The following is an 18,530-nucleotide window of genomic DNA, read 5'->3' as shown; positions in this document are numbered from 1 at the left end:
GTTCGCACATCTTGTTGTCTGATTATTGATTTTTCGCGAAACCATTTGATCATATGACAAGATGTGTATCCACCTTAACTTAATGATTTTTACCAAAATCATTAGGGGATTCATCAGGATAAAGCGTCAACCGGCGTCATCAACACAATGAAAAAACAGTGGCCGAATCTGGCGGAAGCCAGTTCGCTGGAACTGAGTGCCAAAGTGAATACCGGCGAAATGAAGTGGTAATAGCCTGATTATCTCCTGCTATATTTAAATTTTTTATAGCAGGAGTTAACTATGCCATCTTCAGTAAGGGGCATCGACCATATCGGTATTACGGTGCCCGACATTGAAAAAGCCACCCTATTTTTTGAACGCGCTTTCGACGCCCAGGTTTTATATCATTCTGTCGATGCGCAAACCGATAATATTGATCAGCCCGCCCAGCAGCACACCTTAAAATTATTTCCCGGCACAAAAATTCACGCCATTCGCATGCTCGTCATGCCCCACGGACCCGGCATAGAACTTTTCGAAATGCATGGCCCTGAACAGGGAATGCCCGCCCGCGCCAGCGACTTTGGCCTCCAGCATTTTGCTGTTTATGTTGATGATTTTGATAAGGCGATAGCCGCTTTCACCGCTGCTGGCGGGGAGATGTTTACCGCGCCAAAGCCGCTCACGTTTCCGGATGAGCAAGGTGAAGGTAATGCTTTCTGCTATGGGCAAACCCCCTGGGGCAGCATTGTAGAATTGATTTCCTGGCCAACGCCCATGCCTTATGAAAAAACGACAAATTTACGCCACTGGAAACCCTGAATTTTATTTCTGTGCTACGGGAGATGATATTTTTATTTCCAGGACGAATCTGAACCACAACGGCGAAAATATTTGCCAATCTGAATGCGAATTACGATTTTGCACGCCGTAACATTAAACAGACAACGACACGGAGGCAGCATGTTTACTTATTACCCGGCACATACCACAGCAGCACAACCCGAACTCGTTAACGCGATTGCGCAGGGTCTTCAGGCGGAGCACGGTGTTGTTACCGAAGATGACATTTTGATGGAACTGACCAGGTGGGTGGAAGCCACAGACAATGACATCCTCAGTGACATCTACCAGCAAACCATCAACTATGTCGTTAGCGGGCAAAATGCACCTTTGTAAAAACCTGCTAAGCTGGATCTGCAACCTAAGGGGTTACATTTCGTTTGCGTGAGCAAACTTGTCCTTAAAACTATCAACGGGATTGAGGAGTTAATATGAAATCGAACCGTCAGGCACGCCACATTCTGGGACTGAACTACAAGCTCTCAAACCAGCGCAAAGTGGTTATTGAAGAGGGGAGCGAAACGCAAGTGACCCACGCCACCGGCAGGAAACGTCAGGCAGGCAAGTAAGTTCCAGTACGAAATCCACAACACCATCGGTTACCCCGGTGGTGTTTTTGTTTATGTGTTGCGGTAATTAATATTTAGCTCCTTTATAATACCGCCCGACCGCACCCCGTAGCACAGGCCAAAAAGATGACAAACAGCAGTGTCAGGGACGGATCTTCTTAAAAAGAGTGAGTGACATGGACAACAAACTGAAAAAACATCGTTCCCTTTATATTCCTTACGCCGGTCCGGTTTTACTGGAGTTTCCCCTTCTGAACAAAGGCAGCGCCTTTAGCATGGAAGAGCGCAGCAGCTTTAACCTGCTGGGTCTGCTGCCTGAAGTGGTTGAAACCATTGAAGAACAGGCGGAACGCGCCTGGATCCAGTATCAGGGCTTTAAAACCGAAATCGATAAGCACATCTACCTGCGTAATATCCAGGACACCAACGAAACCCTCTTCTACCGCCTGGTGCAGAACCATCTCGAAGAGATGATGCCCGTCATTTACACCCCAACCGTCGGCGCGGCGTGTGAACGCTTCTCAGAGATCTACCGTCGTTCCCGCGGCGTGTTCATCTCCTATCAGAACCGTCACAACATGGACGACATTCTGCAAAACGTGCCTAATCACAACATCAAGGTGATCGTGGTAACCGATGGCGAACGTATTCTGGGCCTTGGCGACCAGGGCATTGGTGGGATGGGGATCCCCATCGGTAAGCTCTCGCTGTATACCGCCTGCGGCGGGATCAGCCCGGCCTACACCCTGCCGGTTGTGCTGGACGTGGGGACCAACAACCAGCAACTGCTGAACGATCCGCTGTACATGGGCTGGCGTCACCCGCGCATTACCGACGACGAGTACTATCAGTTTGTTGATGATTTCATCCAGGCCGTGAAGCACCGCTGGCCGGACGTGCTGTTGCAGTTCGAAGACTTCGCACAGAAAAACGCCATGCCGCTGCTGAACCGCTACCGCGATGAGATCTGCTCGTTCAACGATGACATTCAGGGCACTGCGGCAGTGACCGTGGGGACGCTGATTGCCGCGAGCCGTGCGGCAGGCAGCCAGCTCAGCTATCAGAAAATTGTCTTCCTGGGTGCAGGCTCCGCGGGCTGCGGCATCGCCGAGCAAATTATTGCCCAGACCCAGCGCGAAGGCTTAAGCGAAGAGCTGGCTCGCTCCCGCGTCTTTATGGTGGACCGTTTTGGCCTGCTGACCGACGGTATGCCAAACCTGCTCCCGTTCCAGACCAAACTGGTGCAGAAGCGTGAAAACCTGAAAAACTGGGATACGGATAACGAAGTGCTCTCGCTTCTTGACGTGGTGCGCAACGTGAAGCCGGACATTCTGATCGGCGTATCCGGGCAGACCGGCCTCTTCACGGAAGAGATTATTCGCGAGATGCACAAGCACTGCGAACGCCCTATCGTGATGCCGCTGTCTAACCCGACTTCACGCGTGGAGGCAACGCCGCAGGATATCATCGCCTGGACAGAAGGTAAGGCACTGGTCGCGACCGGCAGCCCGTTTGATCCGGTGCTGTGGAAGGACAAACTCTATCCCATCGCACAGTGCAATAACTCCTATATCTTCCCGGGTATTGGTCTGGGGGTTATCGCCTCCGGCGCGTCACGCATCACCGACGAAATGCTGATGTCCGCGAGCGAAACGCTGGCAGGTCACTCACCGCTGGTGAATAACGGTGAAGGCCTGGTACTGCCGGAGCTGAAAGACATTCATAAAGTGTCCCGCGCAATTGCCTTCGCGGTAGGCAAAATGGCGCAGCAGCAAGGCGTCGCGGTGAAAACCTCTGCCGATGCGTTGCAGCAGGCGATTGACGATAACTTCTGGATGCCGGAATACCGTAGCTATCGTCGTACTTCTATTTAAGCATTGCCCCTCACCCAGCCCTCTCCTCAAAGGGGAGAGGGCTGGGTGAGGGGAATATACGGCACCTCCCACTAGCCAAACCCATTTTCCCCCGCTACACTCCCTTCATCCATTAACCTACTGAATATATAAGGAGGCCAATTATGCTGTACTGTGAAATTTTCAATGTTTCACATACATTTGGTGATCGCACCAGCTCAAGCGTTATCGGTATCGTGCTGCGATAACTTCTGCTTGAGCGAAGACACCAACCCCTGAAATCCCTTCTCTCGGGCTTACTGAGTTATCGTCAGCGATGTTTGACGAGGCATAAACATGCCTGTAACTCCTGGGTAAGCAACAATGAGCACTTTACTCACTGCACATTCTTTACGCGTTGATACAGCGTTCGGCACGCTCTTCGACTCTCTCTCCTTTACGTTGAAAAAAGGCGATCGCATCGGCCTGCTGGGTGATAACGGCTGCGGAAAAAGTACGCTGCTGAAAATCCTCGACGGGACGCAGTCCCCTGCTGCCGGAACCGTTTCACTGGCGGGGCATTGCCTGCTGGCGCGCGTGGAACAACATCTGCCGGAGACTCTTGATCCCCTGACCATGCTGGATGCGGTGCTGGCGCAGCTGCCGATCGGTGAGCGCGACAGTTTGCGCTGGAAAGCCGAGTCGCTGCTGGCCGGAATGGGCTTCACGACGCAGGAAACGGCGTTAACCTCCGCCACGCTGAGCGGCGGCCAGCATACGCGGTTGCTGCTGGCACGAGCGTTGATAAGCGATCCGGATCTGCTGCTTCTGGACGAACCGAGCAACCACCTTGACCTGCCGACCCTGCTGTGGCTGGAGCAGTTTCTACAAAACTGGTCCGGCAGCTTTGTGCTGGTCTCACACGACAGGCAACTGCTGGACGCGGTAACCAACGGCAGCTGGATCCTGCGCGATAAAACGCTGCACGCCTTTGCCCTTCCCTGCACTGCCGCCCGTCTGGCGCTCGACGCAAAAGACGAAAGCGATGCGTTGCGCCATAAGGCAGAGCAAAAAGAGATCGACCGCGTCACGGCCAGCGCACGGCGTCTCGCGAACTGGGGCAAGGTCTATGACAACGAAGATCTCTCCCGTAAGGCTAAGCAGATGGAAAAACAGGTCGAACGCCTGAAAGAGACCCAGACGGAACTGACGGCGGGAAGCCCGTGGACCTTAACCCTGCGCGGGGACGCGCTTCGGGCCGACCGCCTGCTGGAAATGACTCACCTCGGCGTCCCCCCGGCGCCGGGTCTGCCAGACCTGTTTACTCTCGACAGCGCGCGGCTGAAGAGCGGCGATCGCGTGGCGATTGTGGGTCGTAACGGCTGCGGAAAATCGTCGCTGCTGAAGCTTATCTGGCGACATTTTCGCGACGAGATCGCGGACGAGCGGCTTAAGCGTCATCCGCGCGTCTCACCCGGCTACTACGACCAGACGCTGCACCAGTTGCCAGATGATGCGGCGCTGCTTGATGCGCTGGAGCCTTTCGCGCCAGATCCGCAGACCCGTAAAATGGCGCTCATCAGTGCCGGGTTCCCGTGGGCGCGTCACGGGCAAAAAGTCAGTACGCTGAGCGGCGGGGAACGTTCGCGCCTGCTGTTCGTCGGCCTGACGCTTGCCCGTTATAGCCTGCTGATGCTGGATGAACCGACCAACCACCTGGACATGGAAGGCAAAGAGGCGCTGGCGGAAACGCTGCAACAGTTTGAAGGCGGAGTGCTGCTGGTGAGCCACGATCGTCAGTTAATTAGCCAGAGCTGTAACCGCTTCTGGCTGATTGAGGACGGCAGGCTGAGCGAATGGCACGATGCGGAGGCGGTGTTTGAGCGTCTGCGTGAGGACACCGCTCCGGTTGTACCTGAGGCATCGAATAACGCATTGAAGGCACCCTCTTCAGCGTCTGACGATCTGCTCGAACGCCTGGTTGCCCTGGAAACGCTGCTGGAAGAGGATTTGGCGCGTAAGCCAAAACACCAAAAACCGCAATTACAGGCGCAATGGCGAAAAGAGATTAAGGTGATAGAAGCGCAACTGTAAATCTGAGCCCGGCGGTGGCGTCGCCGGGCCAGTGTTTTTCACCCCAATTTATGAGGGGTACAGCCTTTTCTTAATCCGAAAATGCATCAAATAATGACATTATGTTGCGGTTGCCTTGCATTACAGCGCCAAAGTATTAATCCTTAATGGGTAATCAGACCTGCTATGCAGATACTCATCATGAAAGGAGAAACACATGAAGGCTGCTGTTGTCACTCAGGATCATCAGGTTAATGTCACAGAAAAAACCTTACGCGCGCTCAAACATGGTGAAGCGCTGCTGAAGATGGAGTGCTGTGGCGTTTGCCATACCGATCTCCATGTTAAGAATGGCGATTTTGGCGACAAAACCGGGGTGATCCTCGGCCACGAAGGGATTGGTATCGTCAAAGAGATTGGTCCGGGCGTCACGTCGCTAAAAGTAGGCGATCGTGCAAGCGTGGCGTGGTTCTTCGAAGGCTGTGGCCACTGTGAATATTGTAATACCGGCAACGAAACGTTGTGCCGTGACGTGAAAAACGCGGGTTACTCCGTTGACGGCGGCATGGCGGAAGAGTGCATCGTAACCGCGGATTACGCGGTTAAAGTCCCGGACGGGCTGGACTCTGCGGCGGCCAGCAGCATCACCTGCGCCGGGGTCACCACCTACAAAGCGGTAAAAGTCTCTGACATCAAACCCGGCCAGTGGATTGCGATCTACGGCCTGGGCGGTCTGGGCAACCTCGCGCTGCAATACGCTAAAAATGTCTTCAATGCGAAAGTTATCGCCATTGACGTGAATGACGAGCAGCTGAAGCTCGCTGCCAGCATGGGCGCAGACTTAACCGTGAACTCCCGCAGTGAAGATGCGGCAAAAGTGATTCAGGAGAAAACCGGCGGTGCACATGCGGCGGTGGTGACGGCGGTAGCGAAAGCGGCCTTCAACTCTGCCGTTGACGCAGTTCGCGCCGGAGGCCGCGTGGTGGCTGTAGGCCTGCCGCCGGAAGCGATGAGCCTGGATATTCCACGTCTGGTCCTGGATGGGATTCAGGTAGTGGGTTCCCTGGTGGGTACCCGTCAGGATCTGCTCGAAGCCTTCCAGTTTGCGGCTGAAGGTAAGGTGAAACCGAAAGTTACAATGCGCCCACTGGAAGATATCAACGCCATCTTCAAAGAGATGGAACAGGGCCAGATCCGTGGCCGTATGGTGATTGATTTACGTTCTTAACCGCGGTGGCCGGGTATCGGCTCTGCCCTGCCCGGCTTTTCATGTGGACGAACGGCGATCGGAAATCCATTCCTGAACCTCGATCTGGAACGTGTCCGGCGCTTTTCGATACATCTTCCGCGCCAGATCCAGGATGGTATGGCGCCCTAACTCCTCTTCCATCCGCTGCTGCGCGCTGTCCATGACCGAGCGCACCCCACACGGGCCGTCACAGACCCAGGCAGGTGGCGTTTCATCAAACACCGCCAGGCGCTGACGCACTTCCCGACACTCAAACATATTCTTCTCGCCGTCAATGGCATGCGCCACGTCCAGCACGCTGATCAGCTCGGCCGGACGCGCCAGCCGGAAGCCTCCCCCTTTGCCTTCGGTGCTGATGACCAGCCCCGCGCGTGATAAACGGGTGAAGATTTTTCCAAGATAGTCGTACGGCACGCCCTGCAAGGCCGCCATCTCCCGGACGCTCATCTCACGTTCATTGCCTTTTGCATCCACCATACACATCAGGCTATGAATGCCATATTCCACACCAGAACTGTAAAACGCCATGGCTCACTCCGGGTCATTGTTCGCTGCATTATAACGATTTTTAACTCAGAAAGAAGTTGTCGCAGTTAACTCCGACAAGTATAGTGGCAGTTATGTCAGACATACAGCCTGACGCACTAAAGGATCGAGTATGAAAAAGCAGATTTTAATTGTGGGTAGTGGGTTTTCCGGTATGTGGGCTGCGGTCAGCGCCGCGCGCCTTTCTGCTCTGGCGGGTAACAATAGCCTCAGCATTGCCGTGCTGGCCCCTGTTGCGGAGCTACGCGTTCGCCCACGCTTTTATGAAGAGAACGTGTCGACGATGGTCGCGCCGCTGACCGAACTGTTTGCTGAGCTGGGTATCGCCTTTATTGCGGGCGAAGCACAACGTATTGATACCTCGTCTAAAACCGTTTTGTATCGCGATTCAAACGGCGCGATTGCTGACGTCGCCTGGGAACGTCTGATCCTCGCAACCGGTAGCCAGACTAAACGTCCTCCTGTTGCCGGTCTGGCTGAATACGCCTTTGATATCGACCAACTCGACTCCGCCAGATTATTCGAGCAGCATCTTGATTCGCTGGTTTCGCGCCCCTCCACCCCGGAGCGTAATACCGTGGTCGTGTGTGGCGGCGGCTTTACCGGCATCGAACTGGCAACGGAACTCCCTGCCCGACTCCGTACTCGCTTCGGCGCTGATACAAAGACTAAAGTAATCGTAGTTGAAAGAGGTGCAACCATCGGCGGGCGTTATAGCGAGGCGCTGCGTAACACAATTGAAGAAGCAAGCAACGTGCTCGGCGTTGAATGGCGTTTAAACAGTGAAATTGAAGCCATCGATGCCAGCGGCGTAACGCTGAAAAACGGAGAGCGCATTGCCAGCGCCACTGTAGTGTGGACGGCAGGGGTAGAAGCTAACCTCCTCAGCCTGCAAATTGACGGGGAACGCGATACTCAGGGTCGGCTGATCGTCAACGACACGTTGCAGGTTCCTGCGCATCCTGAGGTTTACGCGACGGGTGATATGGCGCACGCCAAAACGGACGATGCGGGCAACACGGCGCTGATGACCTGCCAGCACGCGATCCAGCTGGGGAAATTCGCCGGACACAACGCGGCGGCCAGCCTGTTAAATCTGGAGCCGTACCCTTACCGTCAGGTGAACTACGTCACCTGTCTGGATTTAGGTGGCTGGGGCGCGGTATACACCGAGGGCTGGGAACAGCGCGTTAAATCCGTGCGCGAGGAAGGCAAAAAGATCAAAGTCGCCATCACCAACGAACTGATTTACCCGCCAGCAGCAGACAAAGCGGTCGCTTTTGCCGCCGCTGACCCGCTGGCGAAATTCGTTTAGTCCCCTTCTGCGCCCGCGACCAGCGGGCAAAGTGTGCAATCAGGCCAGCGCACCTGCGTTGGCCTGACGCTTTTTGGCACATAAATAACCATACATCAGCAGAGAAGTCATCGCAGAGAAGGATAAAATCGCGGCCGGCAGCGTGACATAGCTCCAGCTAAAGCCGAGCGTAATCATTAATCCACCGAAATAGGCGCCAATTGCGCTGCCGAGGTTAAACGCCATTTGCCCGCCTGCGGCCCCCAGCATCTCGCCGCCTTTCGCATTTTGCAGCAGCAGAATTTGCAGCGGCGCAGAGAGCGCAAACAGCCCGGCGCAGCAGATGAATCCCATGACCAGTGAAGCTGTTTTAAGCTCGCCAAAGGCGAACAACGCCAGCAGCGAAGCCACAATCACCAGGTCAGTGGTGGCAGCAATGCGCAGCGGGCTAAAGCGTGACGACAGCTTGCCGCTGAAGACATTTCCCAGCACCATGCCCAGCCCCATCAGCATCATGATCGCGGTCATGACGCCCTCAGAAAAGCCTGACACGTTGACCATAAACGGCTTCACGAAGCTAAACCAGGCAAACACCCCGGCATTGCCAAACATCGTAGCGGCAAAAATCAGCCACGGTTCCGGTTTCTTCAGGAAGTGGAATTGTTCTGCCAGCCGGGTGGTTGTCGTGTCGTGAATGTCAGGCACCCACAGCAGAACAGACAGGATCACCAGCGCGTCAAAGACCGCAATCAAAAAGAAGGTGTAACGCCAGTTAAATTCATGTCCCAGCCACGTCCCGAGCGGCACGCCAAGCAGGTTGGCAACGGTCATCCCGGCAATCATCCCGGCCACAGCGACCGTCACTTTACCCGGCGGCGCGATTTTTGACAGGATTATCGCCCCCACTCCGAAAATCGCGCCATGCGGGAAACCAGAGATTAAGCGCCCCGCCGCCAGTCCCACGTAGGAGTCAGAGAAGGTAAAGAGCGCGTTACCGACGACGCACATCGCCACCAGAAACAGCAGCGTTGTTTTCAGCGAAAATTTGCTGGAGAACAGCGCCACAATCGGCGCGCCGATCACCACGCCAAAAGCGTAAAACGAAATCATATTTCCGGCGGAGGGAATCGAAATGCCCGTATCATGAGCCAGCTCGGTCAGCACGCCCATAATGCCAAACTCAGCCATCCCCAGGCCAAAGGTACCCAGTGCTAACGAAAAAATTGTCTTTTTCATACCGCGACCACTGTTAAAAAAATGCAGCGTGCATTATTGATTAAACTTGTATGGTGAACCAGTTCAAATCAGATTTCTGACACATTAATCCATTCATTCAGGCCGATTACACTCTTAGTACGGCCTCGATCCCGCGACCGGATACAAAGGGAGACCCACCATGGTCAGTAAGAAGAAAACCCGTGTTGTTGATGATGTCGTTAAAAACGCGCCGCTCAAAACCAAAGCGTACGAGCAAGGGCTTCGCCGCCTCCATGTTGAACTGGTTAAGCTCCAGCAATGGGTGGTCGCCAAAGGGTTAAAGGTCTGTATTGTTTTTGAAGGACGAGACGGCGCCGGTAAAGGCGGCGTCATCAAAGCCATCACCGAACGCGTCAGCCCTCGGGTGTTTCGCGTTGTTGCGTTACCGGCTCCCACCGATAAAGAGAAAAGTCAGCTCTATTTTCAGCGTTACGTTCCCCATCTGCCCTCTGCCGGGGAAATCGTTATTTTTGACCGCAGCTGGTACAACCGTGCGGGCGTGGAAAGAGTCATGGGTTTCTGTACCGAGGAGCAGGCCGAAAAATTTCTTGATGGAACGCCGGTGATGGAAAAAGCGATGGTCGATGCCGGGATCATTTTGTTGAAATACTGGCTTGAAGTAACGCCAAAAGAGCAGGAGCGACGCCTTCGCGATCGCATTAATGATGGTCGCAAGATCTGGAAGCTGTCTCCAATGGATATTAAATCTTTCAATCTGTGGGATGAGTATACCCTCGCCCGCGACGCGATGTTTAAAGCGACCGACACCGCCTGGGCGCCGTGGTTTGTGGCGCGCTCAGAAGATAAAAAACGGGTGCGGCTGAATATTATTTCGCATCTGCTTTCCCAGATCCCCTATAAAGAAATTCACGTAGACAAAGTGGATTTACCGAAACGCAAGATCGGCAAAGTGAAGCCTACAAAATATCCCTTCCGCTATATTGCAGAGCGGTTTTGATATTACTGGAAGACGGCTCGCATAATGTAGATTACTAGGGGAAACAGTATTGTTTTTTGTTGGCTGCGGTTGATAATGACCGCACCAACAAAGGAGAAAACATGAAACCGAACCGCACAGAAAGATGTGTTACAACAAAGCCTTTTACGGGGAAAAAGCCTCGCCCACTCTCTACAACAGCAGAGCACAAGCGACAGCATCAACAGGATCAGGGATTTATTAAAGCGATGAATGAATTAACGGCCAAAGCAGGGCTATTATCGGATGACCCTTATTTTGGAGGGCTTTGATGTGTTTTCAGTTTGACGTTTATCGCAACCCATCAGACAGAACGCGTGAATACCAGCCCTATTTTATGATTATTCAGCACGATTTTTATGACGACTTATCAACGAGACTTATTGTACCGTTAAGCTATCACAATCATTTAAGAGGACATTCAAACGCTGCAACGCCACTGGTGAACATTGAATTCCAGACATATTTTCTTAATACAGCCAACATCACACACGTGGAGACAAAGAAACTTAATAATAAGAATTATGTATGTAATCTGCGCAGTGCAAGAAGTAGTGTTCTTGCAGGAATTGATGCGTTAATTACCAATACGTAGCTCAGAGCCGCGCAAGTGCAGCGCCGCCGGACAATGCCGACGGCGCGAGGTTTACTTCAACCCTTCCGAACTCTCTTTTTGCGCTTCAAGACGCTCGACGTCCCGATACCAGCGCGGATGGTGTTTTTGCGCCCAGCGGCGGCTCACCTTCCCTTCAATCATGCCTTTAATCGATCCTTTCACCCAGAAGGCCATATACATATGGATCAGGATGGCGTGGATCAGAATAATGGCCGAGGTCGCGTGGATCAGCAGTGCGTAGCGCACCACCTGGATCGGGAAATATTGGGCAAAATACGGACGCCAGATAATCACTCCGGTCACCAGCAGCACGAAAATCATACTCATGATGGTCCAGAACATCATCTTCTGCCCGGCGTTGTATTTGCCCACCTTCGCGACTTTATGCTCGTTGCCTTTCAGAACCTCAACAATCCCTTTAATCCAGGGAATATCCTGCTTGTCAGGGATGTTGTGATGAACGAAACGCACGAACATAAACATCAGCACCACGAAAATCAGCACGCCGAAGAACGGATGCAGAATGCGCCCCATCTGCGGTGTCCCGAAGGTTTCCGTGAGCCACTGTAGCGTCGGGAAAAAGAACGAAATGCCGGATACCGCCACCAGGAAGAAGCAGATGACCACCGTCCAGTGACAGGCGCGATCGACAAATTTTGTGCGCACTATCATTTTCGACTTACTCATGATGCTCCTCCTCGTCGTCATCCACCTCTTTATTCGGTCCGATACCGATGTAGTGATAAATCAGCCCGGCAAAGGTGGCGATAAAGCCCGCTGCTGAGAGCGGCTTAAGCGCCCCTTTCCACAGGTTGATTGAGGTATCGATCGCCGGATCTTTCGGCAGATTGTGATACAGCTCCGGCTGGTCATTGTGGTGCAGAACATACATGACGTGCGTACCGCCGACACCCTGCGGGTTATAAATCCCGGCCTTGTCATAGCCGCGCGCTTTGAGCTTATCCACCCGCTGCTGTGCCACTTCCAGCATCTCTTTTTTGGTACCGAAGTGGATCGCCCCGGTAGGACAGGTCTTCACGCAGGCAGGCTCCTGGCCGACGCTGACGCGATCGACGCACAGCGTGCATTTATAGACCCGGTTATCCTCTTTATTGAGGCGCGGGATATTAAACGGACAGCCCGCAATACAGTAACCGCAGCCGATGCAGTTATCCTGCTGGAAGTCGACGATCCCGTTGGCGTACTGAATGATTGCCCCGGCAGACGGGCATGCCTTCAGGCAGCCCGGATCTTCACAGTGCATACAGCCGTCTTTACGGATCAGCCACTCCAGCTTGCCGTTCTGGTCGGTTTCGCTAAAGCGCATCACCGTCCAGGACTTGGCGCTCAGATCAGCAGGATTGTCATAGACCCCAACGCAGTGCCCCACCTCGTCGCGAATATCGTTCCACTCCGAGCAGGCCACCTGGCAGGCCTTACAGCCCACGCAGGAGGAGACATCGATCAGTTTGGCGACTTCTGCCTTGTAATCCCGCGCACGAGGCGCGGGCGTTATCGGGTTGGTCGCGGAGCGTTTAATAATGTCTTGTGTTTCCATCGCCATTTAATCGCTCCTTACGCTTTCTCGATGTTGACCAGAAACGCTTTATACTCCGGCGTTTGCGAGTTGGAATCGCCGACGTTTGGCGTCAGGGTATTGGCGATGTAGCCTTTCTGCGCTACCCCTTCAAAGCCCCAGTGCAGCGGTATACCGACGGTTTCCACCTGCTGGCCATGCACGTTCAGCGTTTGCAGACGACGGGTGACCACCGCCACCGCGCGAATAAAGCCGCGCTTGCTGCTGACCTTCACGCGATCGCCGTTGGCAATGCCTTTCGCCTTCGCCAGGGTTTCGCTTATCTCCACAAACTGTTCCGGCTGCGCGATGGCGTTAAGCCGCGCGTGCTTGGTCCAGGTATGGAAATGCTCGGTCAGGCGGTAGGTGGTGCCGACATACGGGAACTTGTCCTTTTTACCTAAACGCAGCACGTCGTCTTCATAGATGCGCACCACCGGACTGGAGACCACATTCGGGTGCAGCGGGTTAGTGCCGAGCGGCGTTTCCATCGGCTCGTAGTGTTCCGGGAACGGCCCTTCCGCCAGTTTGTCGATAGCAAACAGACGTCCCAGCCCTTCCGGCTGCATGATAAACGGCCCGGTGTTGCTGCCCGGCGCGGCGGTGTTGAAGTCCGGGATATCGTTCCCCGTCCACTTCGTGCCGTTCCACTCGATCAGCATGCGTTTCGGATCCCACGGCTTACCGTTCACGTCTGCGGAGGCACGGTTGTACAGTACGCGGCGGTTTAACGGCCACGCCCATGCCCAGCCCAGGGTATTGCCCAGGCCTGACGGATCGGCGTTATCGCGATTGGCCATCTGGTTACCCTGCTCCGTCCAGCTGCCGGTGTAGATCCAGCAGGACGAAGCCGTGGTACCGTCGTCACGCAACAGCGCGAAGCTATTAAGCAACTCGCCTTTCTTCGCCACCAGATTGCCGTTGGCATCGTACAGGTCGGCCAGCGCCACGCCGTTGTTCTCTTTTGCCACCTCTTCGGACTCAGGATGATCCGGCTGCTTGTAGTTCCAGCTCATCTTCAGCAGCGGCTCAGCGCCTTTGCCGCCTTCTGCGCGGTACATCTCGCGCAGACGATGGTAAATCCCGGCCAGAATTTCGCCGTCATTACGCGCTTCGCCCGGCGCATCCTGACCTTTCCAGTGCCACTGTAGCCAGCGGCCAGAGTTGGCAATAGAACCGTCCTCTTCCGCAAAGCAGGTCGATGGCAGGCGGAACACCTCGGTCTGAATCGCTGCCGGATCGACATCGTTTGATTCACCGTGGTTCTGCCAGAACGTAGACGTTTCGGTGACCAGCGGATCGATAACCACCATGTACTTCAGCTTGCTCAGGCTGCGAACGACTTTGTTTTTATCCGGGAATGACGCTACCGGGTTAAAGCCCTGGCAGATGTAACCCGTGACGTCGCCCTTATCCATCATGTTGAAATACTTGATGACATCGTAAGCCTGGTCCCATTTCGGCAACCACTCAAAGCCCCAGTCATTCTCTTTCTGCGCCGCGTCGCCGTAGAACGATTTCATCAGACTGACGGCAAACTTCGGATAGTTACTCCAGTAGTTCACCTGGTCCGGACGCGTCGCTTTTGGCGTGTTGGCGTCAAGCCAGCTTTGCCAGTCGGTCTGCTTCTCGGACGGCAGGGTCAGGTAACCCGGCAGGCTGGTCGACAGCAGGCCGAGGTCGGTTAAGCCCTGAATGTTAGAGTGCCCGCGCAGGGCGTTCACGCCGCCACCGGCCATCCCCATGTTGCCGAGCAGCAGCTGGATCATCGCCATGGTACGGATGTTCTGCGCGCCCACGGTATGCTGCGTCCAGCCCAGCGCGTACAGGAATGTAGTGGTTCTGTCGGCGGCACTGGTGGAAGCCAGCACTTCACATACTTTCAGGAAGTCCGCTTTCGGCGTACCGCAGATGTTTTCCACCACGTCCGGCGTATAGCGGGAAACGTGCTGTTTCAGCAAGTTCCACACGCAGCGCGGATCGCTCAGGGTCTCATCGCGTTTCGCGTAGCCGTTTTCGTCGAACTGATAGTTCCAGGACGATTTATCGTACTGACGTTTCCCGGCGTCATAGCCGCTGAAGAGGCCATCTTCGAAGGCGAAATCTTCCCGTACCAGCAGGCCGGCATTGGTGTAATGCTTAACGTATTCCACGTTAATTTTGTTATTTTCGATCAGGTACAACAGCACGCCGGAAAGGAACGTAATATCCGTACCGGAGCGGATCGGCGCATAGATATCAGCCACCGATGCCGTACGCGTAAAGCGCGGATCGACGACGATCAGCGTCGCATCGTTGTTGTTTTTCGCTTCCATCGCCCAGCGGAATCCCACCGGATGGGCTTCAGCGGCGTTACCGCCCATTACCACCACGACGTTAGCGTTTTTGATATCAACCCAGTGGTTGGTCATCGCACCGCGACCAAATGTTGGAGCAAGACTTGCTACCGTTGGTCCGTGTCAGACGCGCGCCTGGTTATCAACCGCCAGCATGCCGAGGGAGCGCACAAATTTTTGCGTCAGCATGCCGGTCTCATTACTTGCCGCAGAGGCACACAGCATCCCGGTGGAGGTCCAGCGGTTTACCGTGACGCCCTGCTCGTTCTTCTCAATAAAGTTGGCGTCGCGATCCGCTTTCATCAGTTTTGCAATTCGGGAGAAAGCGTCGTCCCAGGAGATACGCTGCCATTTGTCAGAGCCCGGCGCACGATATTCCGGGTAGCGCAGACGGTTTTCACTGTGGACGTAGTCCAGCAGCCCCGCCCCTTTCGGGCAAAGCGCCCCGCGGCTCACCGGATGGTCCGGGTCCCCTTCAATATGATAAATCGCTTCTTTGGCGTTCTTTGCGCCATCACCCAGGCTATACATTAATAGCCCACAACCCACGGAGCAGTATGTGCAGGTGTTACGGATCTCTTTCGCGCGCAGCAGTTTATAGTTGCGTGCCTGAGCCAGCGCCATTTTGGGAGCGAATCCCAGCATTGCGGCTGTTGTTCCGGCCATACCGCCCGCGCAGATTTTAAAAAATTGTCTGCGGCTGACGTCCATTGCTGTCCTCGTTATCTGATAAGACTTCGCGCCGCAAACTAACAGCAAAGCCCCTGTTTTTTTTGCGTCAAATCAAGGTCGTCAGACTTCGCCCCCTTAATAGTCACTGCCGGTATGATTTGCTAATCCTTTCGGGTTAACAGGCTCTTTGAAAATTCGCCAGGTGTAGCAAATAGATGCTATAAGTTTTCCCTTTGATTTTTAGAAGACTGGCAGGGTAATGGACAGAAAAAGAGCAACGCTGACAGGCCTGGCGGCCATATTGTTGTGGAGCACCATGGTGGGTCTCATCCGCAGCGTCAGTGAAGGACTGGGCCCGGTGGGCGGCGCGGCGATGATTTACACCGTCAGCGGGCTGTTGTGTCTGGTGACGGTGGGTTTTCCCGATCTTCGGCGTTTTTCCACGCGCTATCTCATTGCGGGCAGCATCCTGTTTGTCAGCTATGAGATGTGCCTGGCCCTGTCGCTGGGGTATGCCGCGACGCGCTCACAGGCGATTGAAGTCGGTATGGTCAATTATCTGTGGCCAAGCCTGACGATTGCGTTCGCGATTTTGTTCAACGGGCAAAAAACCACCCTGTGGGTGATCCCTGGGCTTCTCATCTCGCTGTTGGGTGTGTGCTGGGTTTTAGGTGGCGAAAACGGTCTGCAACTGAATGACATCATGCAGAACGTCGTTTCCAGTCCGCTAAGTTATGGGCTGGCGTTTGCTGGCGCTTTTATCTGGGCCGCCTACTGCACCGTCACCAGCAAGTATGCCAAAGGGCAAAATGGCATTACCCTTTTCGTCCTGCTGACCGCTCTGAGTCTGTGGGTCAAATATGCCGTCAGCGATCAGCCCGAAATGGTGTTCAGCGTCCCGGTTGTGGTAAAGCTATTGATGTGTGGGGTTGCGCTTGGCTTTGGCTACGCCGCCTGGAATATCGGTATTCTTCACGGTAACGTCACGGTGCTTGCGGCTGTCTCTTATTTCACGCCAGTTCTTTCCGCCGCACTGGCGGCTATTCTGCTGAGTTCTCCGCTTTCACTCTCATTCTGGCAAGGGGCATTGATGGTGTGCGCCGGATCGTTACTGTGCTGGTATGCCACCCGCAAATAGCATTTTTATTTTTGCCGGGTACCGAATATGCCCGGCAAAATATTAACAATATTTTAATATGTGATCACACCCTCGAATATAATTCGTAACATTAGAGAGTAATTAAATTTCTGTATAGAGTGCTGTCAGAAAGCCAGAGTTGTTGTGGAAATTGACATAAACTGACAACGCAGGTAATTAATTCAGCGCCAATATTCCCGCGCTATATAGCACAAAGTGCAATAGTTTATTTCTGAATATTTCTGTTAGAAAACAGGTTCTGGTTTCCCGAGAAATTTATAATCAACTGTTTTAAAAAAGGTTATCCTGACACATGCTTTGACATTCCCTGCCAAACCCTTTTAATCCCACCAAAAAACTAAAACGTCCGTCAACTATTCACAGTCATATTATCTTGATTGGTTAATAATCACTTTATGTCTATATATTAACCTGACTGGCCGATTTAAGGGCAATTTATCCGATCAGGATCACACTAATTGAAATTATCTTTAATATTTTGAAACTTATTATTGAAAGCAGTCTACGGAATTTTAAAAATAGTCTGCCATTGACGATAAGCCTCGTTTAAAAATCGCTCAGGTGGCTTAGGAAATACCTAAATAAAATTATAAGGATTATTTAAGATGAAACTTAAATTAGTTGCAGTGGCAGTGACTTCCATGTTGGCAGCTGGCGTTGTTAACGCGGCTGAAGTTTTTAACAAAGACGGTAACAAACTGGATCTGTACGGCAAAGTTACTGGTCTGCACTATTTTTCTGATGATGCTGGTAGCGACGGCGACAAAACGTATGTTCGTCTGGGCTTCAAAGGTGAAACTCAGATCAACGATCAGCTGACCGGATACGGTCAGTGGGAATATGAGTTCAAGGGCAATCGCTCTGAAGCTCAAGGTTCCGACGGCAACAAAACCCGTCTGGCGTACGCTGGTCTGAAATTCGATGAATTCGGTTCCTTCGACTACGGTCGTAACTACGGTGTGGCTTATGACATCGGCGCATGGACTGACGTTCTGCCAGAGTTCGGTGGCGATACCTGGACGCAGACTGACGGCTTCATGACCGGCCGTACCACTGGCGTTGCAACCTACCGTAACACCGACTTCTTTGGTCTGGTTGACGGCCTGAACGTGGCTGCTCAGTACCAGGGTAAAAACGACCGTGACGATATCACCGAATCCAACGGTGACGGCTGGGGTCTGTCTTCTACCTATGAATTCGACGGCTTCGGTGTGGGTGCGACCTACGCGAAATCTGACCGTACCGACCGTCAGGTTCGTGCTGCAAGCAACCTGAACGCCGGTGGCGAAAACGCAGAAGTCTGGGCTGCTGGCCTGAAGTACGATGCGAACAACATCTACCTGGCAACCACCTACTCTGAAACCCGCAACATGACGGCGTTCGGTAACGGTCACGTTGCCAACAAAGCGCAGAACTTCGAAGTTGTGGCTCAGTACTGAGAGATCCCCTCATAATTTCCCCAAAGCGTAACCATGTGTGAATAAATTTTGAGCTAGTAGGGTTGCAGCCACGAGTAAGTCTTCCCTTGTTATTGTGTAGCCAGAATGCCG

Annotated in this window: 17 protein-coding genes and 2 pseudogenes; 13 read left to right on the top strand and 6 right to left on the bottom strand. The window is 53.6% G+C overall.

Going from position 1 to position 18,530, the window contains the following annotated elements:
- Nucleotides 1-111: 111 nt before the first annotated feature.
- The 7 genes and pseudogenes from ACOTX5_RS24330 to adhP form a co-directional block, all read left to right on the top strand.
- A pseudogene (locus tag ACOTX5_RS24330) lies at nt 112-231 on the top strand (MBL fold metallo-hydrolase); the annotation flags it as partial.
- A gap of 51 nt (nt 232-282) precedes the next feature.
- Nucleotides 283-804, top strand: coding sequence for a VOC family protein (locus tag ACOTX5_RS24325; protein ID WP_047727074.1), 522 nt, complete (start codon nt 283-285; stop codon nt 802-804).
- 141 nt (nt 805-945) lie between these two features.
- On the top strand, nt 946-1,161 hold the full coding sequence (gene bdm, locus ACOTX5_RS24320) for a biofilm-dependent modulation protein (protein ID WP_015570485.1): 216 nt from the start codon (nt 946-948) through the stop codon (nt 1,159-1,161).
- 95 nt (nt 1,162-1,256) lie between these two features.
- Nucleotides 1,257-1,394 carry a stationary-phase-induced ribosome-associated protein gene (sra, locus tag ACOTX5_RS24315; protein WP_000841561.1) on the top strand — a complete coding sequence of 46 codons (138 nt, stop codon included), beginning with the start codon at nt 1,257-1,259 and terminating at the stop codon, nt 1,392-1,394.
- A 176-nt stretch (nt 1,395-1,570) separates the two neighbouring features.
- Entirely contained in the window at nt 1,571-3,268 is a 1,698-nt protein-coding gene (locus tag ACOTX5_RS24310; RefSeq protein ID WP_006810704.1) for an NAD-dependent malic enzyme, read from the top strand.
- Between the two features lie 342 nt (nt 3,269-3,610).
- Nucleotides 3,611-5,320, top strand: a complete 1,710-nt coding sequence (locus tag ACOTX5_RS24305; protein ID WP_045911758.1) for an ABC-F family ATP-binding cassette domain-containing protein — start codon at nt 3,611-3,613, stop codon at nt 5,318-5,320.
- 196 nt (nt 5,321-5,516) lie between these two features.
- The gene (adhP, locus tag ACOTX5_RS24300; protein WP_006810706.1) at nt 5,517-6,527 is read left to right on the top strand and encodes an alcohol dehydrogenase AdhP; all 1,011 of its coding nucleotides are present in this window, start codon (nt 5,517-5,519) and stop codon (nt 6,525-6,527) included.
- A gap of 39 nt (nt 6,528-6,566) precedes the next feature.
- On the opposite strand, the gene ACOTX5_RS24295 is transcribed toward adhP, so the two are convergent.
- Nucleotides 6,567-7,076: an RrF2 family transcriptional regulator gene (locus ACOTX5_RS24295; protein ID WP_015570482.1), complete on the bottom strand. Its 510-nt coding sequence runs from the start codon at nt 7,074-7,076 to the stop codon at nt 6,567-6,569.
- A gap of 130 nt (nt 7,077-7,206) precedes the next feature.
- On the opposite strand from ACOTX5_RS24295, the gene ACOTX5_RS24290 reads away from it, so the two are divergent.
- Nucleotides 7,207-8,409 (top strand): NAD(P)/FAD-dependent oxidoreductase, encoded by a 1,203-nt coding sequence (locus ACOTX5_RS24290; RefSeq protein ID WP_039270713.1) that lies wholly within the window; start codon nt 7,207-7,209, stop codon nt 8,407-8,409.
- Nucleotides 8,410-8,448: 39 nt separating this feature from the next.
- Here the strand turns inward: ACOTX5_RS24290 and araJ are convergent, their stop codons facing one another.
- Nucleotides 8,449-9,624: an MFS transporter AraJ gene (gene araJ, locus ACOTX5_RS24285; RefSeq protein ID WP_032619633.1), complete on the bottom strand. Its 1,176-nt coding sequence runs from the start codon at nt 9,622-9,624 to the stop codon at nt 8,449-8,451.
- Between the two features lie 160 nt (nt 9,625-9,784).
- Here araJ and ppk2 point away from each other — a divergent pair, with 160 nt between their 5' ends.
- From ppk2 to ACOTX5_RS24270, 3 genes are all read left to right on the top strand, one after another.
- Complete coding sequence (ppk2, locus tag ACOTX5_RS24280) at nt 9,785-10,603, top strand: polyphosphate kinase 2 (RefSeq protein ID WP_045911759.1); 819 nt, start codon at nt 9,785-9,787, stop codon at nt 10,601-10,603.
- Between the two features lie 101 nt (nt 10,604-10,704).
- Nucleotides 10,705-10,893 carry a hypothetical protein gene (locus tag ACOTX5_RS24275; RefSeq protein WP_017382306.1) on the top strand — a complete coding sequence of 63 codons (189 nt, stop codon included), beginning with the start codon at nt 10,705-10,707 and terminating at the stop codon, nt 10,891-10,893.
- A complete protein-coding gene (locus ACOTX5_RS24270; RefSeq protein ID WP_017382305.1) occupies nt 10,893-11,216 on the top strand; it encodes a CcdB family protein in 324 nt (107 codons plus the stop codon). Before ACOTX5_RS24275 ends, ACOTX5_RS24270 begins: the two co-directional genes overlap by 1 nt.
- Before the next feature lie 51 nt (nt 11,217-11,267).
- On the opposite strand, the gene fdnI is transcribed toward ACOTX5_RS24270, so the two are convergent.
- The 3 genes from fdnI to fdnG are packed head-to-tail and all read right to left on the bottom strand — an operon-like array spanning nt 11,268 to nt 15,860.
- Entirely contained in the window at nt 11,268-11,924 is a 657-nt protein-coding gene (fdnI, locus tag ACOTX5_RS24265; protein WP_015570477.1) for a formate dehydrogenase-N subunit gamma, read from the bottom strand.
- Nucleotides 11,917-12,801, bottom strand: a complete 885-nt coding sequence (gene fdxH, locus ACOTX5_RS24260; RefSeq protein WP_003857048.1) for a formate dehydrogenase subunit beta — start codon at nt 12,799-12,801, stop codon at nt 11,917-11,919. Before fdxH ends, fdnI begins: the two co-directional genes overlap by 8 nt.
- Before the next feature lie 11 nt (nt 12,802-12,812).
- Nucleotides 12,813-15,860, bottom strand: a complete 3,048-nt coding sequence (fdnG, locus tag ACOTX5_RS24255; RefSeq protein WP_112768408.1) for a formate dehydrogenase-N subunit alpha — start codon at nt 15,858-15,860, stop codon at nt 12,813-12,815.
- A 220-nt stretch (nt 15,861-16,080) separates the two neighbouring features.
- Here fdnG and yddG point away from each other — a divergent pair, with 220 nt between their 5' ends.
- Both yddG and ACOTX5_RS24245 read left to right on the top strand, forming a co-directional pair.
- Nucleotides 16,081-16,959: an aromatic amino acid DMT transporter YddG gene (yddG, locus tag ACOTX5_RS24250; protein ID WP_032102980.1), complete on the top strand. Its 879-nt coding sequence runs from the start codon at nt 16,081-16,083 to the stop codon at nt 16,957-16,959.
- A gap of 626 nt (nt 16,960-17,585) precedes the next feature.
- Nucleotides 17,586-18,416, top strand: a pseudogene (locus ACOTX5_RS24245) (porin); the annotation flags it as partial.
- Nucleotides 18,417-18,428: 12 nt separating this feature from the next.
- Here ACOTX5_RS24245 and ACOTX5_RS24240 read toward each other — a convergent pair.
- A partial coding sequence (locus ACOTX5_RS24240) for a hypothetical protein (RefSeq protein ID WP_223230349.1) occupies nt 18,429-18,530 on the bottom strand: 102 nt, incomplete at its 5' end.

Source organism: Enterobacter cloacae complex sp. IR5441, from assembly GCF_049238215.1.
In the GTDB taxonomy this organism is placed as follows: Bacteria; Pseudomonadota; Gammaproteobacteria; order Enterobacterales; family Enterobacteriaceae; genus Enterobacter; species Enterobacter hormaechei_C.
This window is presented reverse-complemented; position numbering and strand designations above follow the sequence as displayed.

Bases quoted from the DNA above. Each gene is read 5' to 3' on its own strand.
- ACOTX5_RS24310 (WP_006810704.1), top strand. From the start codon at position 1,571: ATGGACAACAAACTGAAAAAACATCGTTCCCTTTATATTCCTTACGCC.
- ppk2 (WP_045911759.1), top strand. From the start codon at position 9,785: ATGGTCAGTAAGAAGAAAACCCGTGTTGTTGATGATGTCGTTAAAAAC.
- ACOTX5_RS24270 (WP_017382305.1), top strand. From the start codon at position 10,893: ATGTGTTTTCAGTTTGACGTTTATCGCAACCCATCAGACAGAACGCGT.
- yddG (WP_032102980.1), top strand. From the start codon at position 16,081: ATGGACAGAAAAAGAGCAACGCTGACAGGCCTGGCGGCCATATTGTTG.
- ACOTX5_RS24295 (WP_015570482.1), bottom strand. From the start codon at position 7,076: ATGGCGTTTTACAGTTCTGGTGTGGAATATGGCATTCATAGCCTGATG.
- sra (WP_000841561.1), top strand. From the start codon at position 1,257: ATGAAATCGAACCGTCAGGCACGCCACATTCTGGGACTGAACTACAAG.
- fdxH (WP_003857048.1), bottom strand. From the start codon at position 12,801: ATGGCGATGGAAACACAAGACATTATTAAACGCTCCGCGACCAACCCG.
- ACOTX5_RS24305 (WP_045911758.1), top strand. From the start codon at position 3,611: ATGAGCACTTTACTCACTGCACATTCTTTACGCGTTGATACAGCGTTC.
- ACOTX5_RS24325 (WP_047727074.1), top strand. From the start codon at position 283: ATGCCATCTTCAGTAAGGGGCATCGACCATATCGGTATTACGGTGCCC.
- fdnI (WP_015570477.1), bottom strand. From the start codon at position 11,924: ATGAGTAAGTCGAAAATGATAGTGCGCACAAAATTTGTCGATCGCGCC.
- bdm (WP_015570485.1), top strand. From the start codon at position 946: ATGTTTACTTATTACCCGGCACATACCACAGCAGCACAACCCGAACTC.
- araJ (WP_032619633.1), bottom strand. From the start codon at position 9,624: ATGAAAAAGACAATTTTTTCGTTAGCACTGGGTACCTTTGGCCTGGGG.
- adhP (WP_006810706.1), top strand. From the start codon at position 5,517: ATGAAGGCTGCTGTTGTCACTCAGGATCATCAGGTTAATGTCACAGAA.
- ACOTX5_RS24275 (WP_017382306.1), top strand. From the start codon at position 10,705: ATGAAACCGAACCGCACAGAAAGATGTGTTACAACAAAGCCTTTTACG.
- ACOTX5_RS24290 (WP_039270713.1), top strand. From the start codon at position 7,207: ATGAAAAAGCAGATTTTAATTGTGGGTAGTGGGTTTTCCGGTATGTGG.